Annotated in this window: 5 protein-coding genes and 1 pseudogene; all 6 read right to left on the reverse strand. The window is 66.5% G+C overall.

Annotation, left to right across the window (positions count from 1 at the left end; all coding sequences use genetic code 11):
• Positions 1–191 (reverse strand): transposase (locus IEZ09_RS45680; protein WP_189260112.1); only part of this gene is annotated, 191 nt, incomplete at its 3' end.
• Positions 192–234: 43 nt separating this feature from the next.
• A complete protein-coding gene (locus IEZ09_RS45685; RefSeq protein ID WP_189260108.1) occupies positions 235–534 on the reverse strand; it encodes a hypothetical protein in 300 nt (99 codons plus the stop codon).
• A gap of 145 nt (positions 535–679) precedes the next feature.
• Positions 680–1,126 carry a hypothetical protein gene (locus IEZ09_RS45690; protein WP_189260109.1) on the reverse strand — a complete coding sequence of 149 codons (447 nt, stop codon included), beginning with the start codon at positions 1,124–1,126 and terminating at the stop codon, positions 680–682.
• 860 nt (positions 1,127–1,986) lie between these two features.
• Positions 1,987–2,598 (reverse strand): SMP-30/gluconolactonase/LRE family protein, encoded by a 612-nt coding sequence (locus IEZ09_RS45695; protein WP_189260110.1) that lies wholly within the window; start codon positions 2,596–2,598, stop codon positions 1,987–1,989.
• Positions 2,599–2,850: 252 nt separating this feature from the next.
• Positions 2,851–3,786, reverse strand: coding sequence for a terpene synthase (locus tag IEZ09_RS45700; RefSeq protein WP_189260111.1), 936 nt, complete (start codon positions 3,784–3,786; stop codon positions 2,851–2,853).
• A gap of 360 nt (positions 3,787–4,146) precedes the next feature.
• A pseudogene (locus tag IEZ09_RS45705) lies at positions 4,147–4,364 on the reverse strand (IS630 family transposase); the annotation flags it as partial.

Here is a 4,364-nt window from a genome sequence, read left to right on the forward strand (position 1 = left end):
TTCCGCAGCCGCTCGTGCGCGGTCTTCCACGGCCCATACCGTTCGGGCAGGTCACGCCAGGGCGCGCCGGTGCGTTCCTTCCACAGGATCGCGTTGATCACCTGCCGGTGGCTGCGACACCGCCCGCCTCGCTGCCCGCTCTGCGCGGGCAGCAACGGCGCGATCGCTGCCTCTCGGCCTCCGACGCGGATACGTCGTCGTGGACTCCCTTGCTTGCAAGTGCGTCGAGTGACGTCAGCCGAGCGCCAAGTCCATCGAGAGTTGCTTGTAGAACGCTGCCATGCGTCCGTTCGCCAAGCTGCTCGCGCACGTGCTGAACGAGACGGTTGCGGTACAGGTCGTCAGACATCTTGCGTCGATGCCGTCTTTTCCTCTGATCTTGAGGTCGTTGGCCGGGTACAGGGCATCCGCGAGCGCTTTGGTCATGCGTCGGCACGAAGTCAGCGCGTGTGCCAGGTCTTCTGCCTTTCCGCTGTAGAGGCGGTCCTGAGCGGCGATGAACTTCTCCAGCGCTGCAGACGCGTGCTTGGCCAAGGCGTGTTGATGTACTCCTGGGCGCGGAGGAAGAGAGGCGCGTCCTGCTGGCCCTCGTCTAGCTCGCACTCCGTTGTGACGAGGAACGAGTGGATCGTGCATTTGATGCGCTCGAGGATGAGCGCATCTTGCTGGATGCTCGGGATCATCTTGGCCTTGGCCGCGTCCATGTCACGTGCGACAAAGTAGGTGTCGATTTGGGTGAGGTTAGGTCGTCGAACAGACGCTTCGACAGCGCCAGATGCTGCTCGATCTGTCCCAGCGAAGAAGGGTAGCGAGCTGAGTGGTGATCTTGAAGATTGACGGGTCTTGCTGCTTGAGCCGGTGACCTCACCTTGGTCAACTCGTGATACAGAGTCGCCGCCAGGCCGTCGTCGGTGGTGCGAGCGAGGCAGTGTAGAAGCAACGACAAACGCGAGAGCTGGCCGACGAGGGTGATCAGCGATGTCGCGATGGGACCTGGCTCATCGAGCCGCCCCAACACAAGGGGGCCGGGAATACTCGACTGCGAGTGAGCGCCGAGCAGATCACCGACGAACTGCTCGACGCCGGCGGAGAGAAACTCCTCGAGGGCGAAGTCGTGGACTTCCACCGCGCAGTCTCGATTCCACTGTGCACGAAGGTCTCAGGTGAGCTTCTCGGTTTGCCAGGGGCATCTGTAGGACGTGTGCGCGGATCGCGGAGGCTCGGCTGGCGACGGTGGGGATTCCGGGACTGTTGACCAGGGGGGGTGCAGCGCCTCGGAGTGCATCGGCTGTCCGGCCCGACGCATGGGGACTGCTGGCGCGAGTCTCGGTCCGCTGCGGTGCTCATGTTGTTCCGGCTGAGGATCCAGCTGCGCAGGAGGTCGGCGACCAGTCCGGGGACCGGGGACGGCGGTTCGCCGAGTCGTAGGACGAGCTGGTCGCCGTCGTGGATCACGTCGTCGACGGTGAGGCGGTCGATGCGGCTGAGCGGTTGGCGTAGAGGCAGGACGATGGCGGCTGCGACCTGGGGCCGCAGGGGCAGGTGATGGCCGGTCAGGAGGTGGCCGAGCAGGTCCACCCCGCTCGTGCTGTGGGAGGGGTGATGCTTGCCGAAGGTTGGGGCGTTGGGCCCTGGTAGGCCTGTGTGGCGACGTCGTGCTCAGGCCGTTGTGGCCAAGTCCGGTGGCCTGGTTCCAGGTGGTGAAGCAGTCGGTTATCTCGGCGGGGTACTCGAGTGCAGCGAGGCAGTGGTGTTTGGGGGCGGAAGTGCGGCGAGGTCGAGCTGAACACCGCCAGGAACTGCAGCGCCATCACGTCGCCCCCTGCAGCCGCGTGGGACAAGTTTCGCCTTACGGCATCACCCGTCTCGGGGTGCTCACCACTGCGATCTCCAGCCGCGACCCAAGCACGGTCGCCGTGTGATCGGCACCAGACGCTGTACACAGGACCAACGTTCGCCCGTCCGATCCGCCGAGGTCGCAGGCGATCACCATTCGTCGCTGCGGACTCGGCCCGCAGCCTGGCCGTCGAGCGTGACCCGTTCCGCGCTGTTGGTGAACGGGCTCGCCACCAGACACACCCCCTCCTCGTCCATCGCCGAGATCCCGTCTGGCAGGAACCCGAGCGCCGCCGTCCGCCTGTCGGTCAACCGTCCGTCCGCTAGGTCGTACACGGATAGTCGCTGGCCGAGCGTTTCTGCGACGACCAACAGCCCGCCGTCCGGGCTGACCGTGACGCCGTTGGGGAAGCGCAGGTCCGCCGTCACGTCGGCGATAGACCCGTTCGGGTCGACGCGGAACAGCTTCGCCGCGGGCACGTCCGCGGCGGCGAGCGTCCCCATGTCGCGCTCCGCCACCGCCCGTGAGTTCGCAGCGAGGAACGATTCGAGATCGACTCCCATCTCGCTGATATAGGCCCGGCCATCGCGATTGACCCACATGTCGTTGAGGTCATGGGCAGCCAGCGCGGATAGGTCGGCGTGCACGGTGAGCCCGTCCAGATCCAACCGGAGGATTGTGCGGTCTGCCATGGAGACCACGAGCAGGCGCCCGTCCGGCAGCCAGCCGAGGCCAGCCGGACGTCCGGGCACCTCGGCCACCGTCCGGACGTCCCCGCCACGTCCACGGCGTGGACAGCGAGACCGTGCATGTCCGATACCCAGAGTTCACCGTCGTGCCACCGCGGGCCCCTCCAGGAAGGTGAAACCTTGCAGGAGAACATCGGTTTCGGCCGATTTCGATTCCGTCATGCCCGCACTCCCATCGCGCTGCGCACGAAATGGTGGCCGTCGAGGTCGATGGTAAGGGCACACCCCCGCTCGCGGACGAGCTTTTCCGGGAGACTCGCTTTCTCAGTGATTTCCACCGTCCGCCTGGCGGTTTCCCGTACCGGACCCAACAGGCATGTCTGAGCCCCATCCCCGGAAGTCGGCGAGGGCGTAGAAGCTGAGCGCGCAGTCCAACTGTCGAACTATCTCCACCGCGGGTGCGCAGCCGCCGGCGACGAGCCCCGCGAGGCGCCGCCGGGCGGAATCCGCCGCGGTGTGCATCTCACGAAGTACCCAATCGGGAGTGACGTCGTACATGAGGACGTTGTTCTGGCCGCCTTCGACCCGTTCCCAGGAATAGGTGGCGACGTCGTTGGCCAAGCGGACGGCGACCACCAAGTCATCCATGGCCGACACCAGTGTGTCCAGCTCGCCGAGCAGCTCCGGAGCGGGCAGGGTGACCCAGCGGCCGAAGTTGGCCATCCAGACCAGGATGCTGTCCGCGTGGCTCAGGTACTCGCGCACGTCAGTGCCAACGGCCTGGCCTCCGGAACGGTCCCGCCCCGTGACCCAGTCGTAGCGGACGCCCCGCAGCGCCAAGTCGACCTTGCCGACCCAGAGGTCGGAGAGTCGAGGGTGGACGGAGAGATCGTTCACCTCCCGCTGCCACGCGGCCAGTGCCGCCAGCAGGGGATGCGTGCCGTCGTAGCGGCCGGTGCGGACGATCTCCGCGCAGCAGCCAAGCAGTGCGTCCAGGTTGGCCTGGTCGGTGACTTCCCGCTCGACCTCGTCGTCCAGCGCGTAGGTCCACGCGTACATCCGCGTAGCGAGACGCAGTTCGTCGGCACTCCGCCACGGGCTGATGGTTGCCGCGGTCATGGCCATCGCCTCCACCGGGGTGTCGCGCAGGGCAAACGCCGCAGTCCACTGGCGGAGGTCGGCTAGCAACCGCAGAGCGAGGACCGTGATCGGCGCACACTGCGCGGGCGAGGGGAGATCGTCGAACGGCGCTGTCGTCATAGACCGACCCTCTCAGCGCGGCGGCGTCACGGAGCGGCTGGAGCCCCGTCATCGTCGCGCCGGTATGGTCATCACTGCGCGATCACCATACCGGACTACCTCGGCGAGCGCGGCGCGGCCGCGGCGGAACCACGTCCAAGTCAATGGAACCACACCAGGCGGTCGTGCGCTCAGGCTGCGACCGCGATGGCCGAACCGGGGGCGAAGGTCCCCCCACTGCACCCCGCGAGCCGCGTCCTCGCCCGGATCTGAAGATGTCGCCAGCACGGGTGGGGGCCACGTCAGCAGCCGCGGGCGGGTACGACTGTGCCACAGCTGGGACGCATCGTCATCGCCGGACTAACTGCTGGACGAGGAAGCCTAGTGTCCTGAGTTCTTAGTTCGTGTGCAGTAGCGGGCGATGGAGTGGAGGATCTGGGCGGCGGTCTTGGTCCAGACGTAGGGCCGTGGTTCGTCGTTCCAGGTCTTGATTCATGCGCGGATGTCGCGGTTGAGCGCGCGGACGCTGGTGTGGCTTCCTCGTTGGGGTTTCTTGGTCGTCGGCTCGGAGAACCAGCGTTCGACGAGGTTGAGCCAGG

Source organism: Lentzea flava (assembly GCF_014648475.1).
Taxonomy (GTDB): Bacteria; Actinomycetota; Actinomycetes; order Mycobacteriales; family Pseudonocardiaceae; genus Lentzea; species Lentzea flava.

What these genes read in the sequence shown, in the direction of transcription:
- IEZ09_RS45700 (WP_189260111.1), bottom strand. Translation starts at nt 3,786, where the DNA reads ATGACGACAGCGCCGTTCGACGATCTCCCCTCGCCCGCGCAGTGTGCG.